This window comes from Rhodococcus sp. CX (assembly GCF_015865005.1).
Classification (GTDB): Bacteria; Actinomycetota; Actinomycetes; order Mycobacteriales; family Mycobacteriaceae; genus Rhodococcus.
The window spans coordinates 46,389-48,181 of sequence record NZ_JADZGH010000034.1 but is presented as its reverse complement, the minus strand read 5'-3'; the positions used below and the strand labels follow the sequence as shown (position 1 = coordinate 48,181).

Annotated in this window: 3 protein-coding genes and 2 pseudogenes; all 5 read right to left on the bottom strand. The window is 68.9% G+C overall.

Annotation, left to right across the window (positions count from 1 at the left end):
• Nucleotides 1–432 (bottom strand): AMP-binding protein (locus I0Q12_RS31790; protein ID WP_307845993.1); only part of this gene is annotated, 432 nt, incomplete at its 3' end.
• Entirely contained in the window at nt 429–728 is a 300-nt protein-coding gene (locus I0Q12_RS03185) for a DUF3349 domain-containing protein (protein WP_197250558.1), read from the bottom strand. The genes I0Q12_RS31790 and I0Q12_RS03185, both read right to left, overlap by 4 nt.
• Nucleotides 729–973: 245 nt before the next feature.
• Nucleotides 974–1,309 (bottom strand): annotated as a pseudogene (locus tag I0Q12_RS03180) (DUF3349 domain-containing protein); the annotation flags it as partial.
• 23 nt (nt 1,310–1,332) lie between these two features.
• Nucleotides 1,333–1,596 carry a hypothetical protein gene (locus I0Q12_RS03175; protein WP_197250557.1) on the bottom strand — a complete coding sequence of 88 codons (264 nt, stop codon included), beginning with the start codon at nt 1,594–1,596 and terminating at the stop codon, nt 1,333–1,335.
• Nucleotides 1,593–1,793: pseudogene (locus I0Q12_RS31785) on the bottom strand (inorganic phosphate transporter); the annotation flags it as partial. The pseudogene I0Q12_RS31785 and the gene I0Q12_RS03175, both read right to left, overlap by 4 nt.

Sequence of the window (1,793 nt, the reverse complement as noted above, 5' to 3'; positions counted from 1 at the left end):
CGCCGCGGGAAGCGCTGCCGGATCGAATCCGTTCGCGACGTCCACCACGACCGGATCGGTGCCCGACAGCAGGCTGCGCAGCAGCACCTGCATTCCTGCGATGTGGTGAGCGGGCAGCGCGAGGAGCCACGATCCGGTTCCACCGATCCGCTCGTGCGTGGCGTCCCCGCTGGCACGTAGGGCCGCCGCCGTCAGCTCGGCGCCCTTCGGGGTTCCGGTGGTGCCGGACGTCGCCATCACCAGCCCGATGCCGTCGTCGATCGGCTCGCCGGGGCGCAGCGCGTCGGTCAGGCGGCGGGTCTCGCGCTCGTCCGCGGCGGGCACGGGCAGCAGAGCGGGACCGTCACCGTCGAGCATGCGGCGCAGCGCGGGAAGTATCGCGACGACGTCCCGCCCCGGCGGGACGGGCAGGACTTCGAGGACGCCACTCACAGGTCGCGGCCGGTGAGGGGCCAGCCCCCGGCCTCCAAGTGCTTCCGGACCCGGTCCACGTCCTGGTCGAGCGGCATCTCGTTGGTCACCTTCGTGATGAGCACCGCGATGTCGGTCTTGGTTATCGGCAGGTCGCCGGCCTCGATCAGCGCATCGGCGACCTGGTCCACCTCGTCCTCGGACAGGCGGCGGGTGAGCAGCGCCAGCAGCGGAACGTAGTCCTGCTCCGGCACTCCTTCGGGGTAGCCGGCGCGGAGCCATTCGATGATCGAGGAGAGGAACGGAGGCAAGATCACGGCGCCCCTCGCGCCGGTCCGTGGGCGGCTTCTTCCTTCTCGGCCGTGCCGTCCTGGGCCGTTTCGTCCTCGGTCCTGTGGTTCCCGCTCGTGTGGTTCCCGGTCGTGTCGTTCCGGGCCGTGTCGTTCCGGGCCGTGTCGTCGGAGGCCGGGTCGTCGCCCGGGGCGGGTTCGTCGGCCACGGCGGTGTCGGGAGCGGGGGCCGCTCCGCCGGTGGCGGTGCCCTCGGTGGAAGAGGCGTTCTCGGCAGAGGCGGTGTCCTCGGCAGAGGCGGTGTCCTCGCCGGACGTCACCGGCCACCCGCCTTCGGCGAGACGTGCGGTGACCCGCTCGACATCCTCCTCCGTGGGCTCCTCGTGCAGGACCCCCGCGATGATCTGTTTGAGGGTGTCGTAGTCGACGTGACGATCGGGACGTTCGTGCGCAGTCGCGATGGACAGTTCGACGACCTGGGCGATCTCTTCGTCGGTCAGCCGTCTCCGAAGCACCGCGAGCAGCGCGAAGTGGTCCTTTGCCGGAATGCCTTCCGGGTAGCCGGCGCGCAGCCAGTCGAGGACCGAGCGGAGCGAATACTTGGACACTGGGCTTCTTTCGTGGTGTGCGATCAGAACAGGTTGATGCCGAAACTGCTGGACAGGAAGTCGGCAGTCAACAGCAGTATTCCCGCAATGATGGCAATCACAACCACAGCGAAGCAGACAATTGCACCGGCCTTGCCGATGAGGGTGGGACCGGCGTTCTCATCGGTACCGCCCGACGCCAGCGACCGCATTCCGAGGGCGAACAGTGCCGGAAGACCGGCACCGAAGATCAGTCCGACCAGCACGACCTGCCAGAGGGAACTCAGGGTGTGGACCAGGAGATTCACAGGCGCCCCTTCGACCCGGCCGGCCGCGCGTCGGGATCCGTCGACACGGTGTGGGCGCCGGAGGCGGTGCCTTTGTTTCCGCCCTCCCACTCGGCGGTGACGTTGGAGGCGTCGATCGGCTGCTTACGCGACCGCAGATACATGAACAGTGCCAGAGCGCAGAGGATCGCGAACACCACCAGGACACCGGGGAGGCC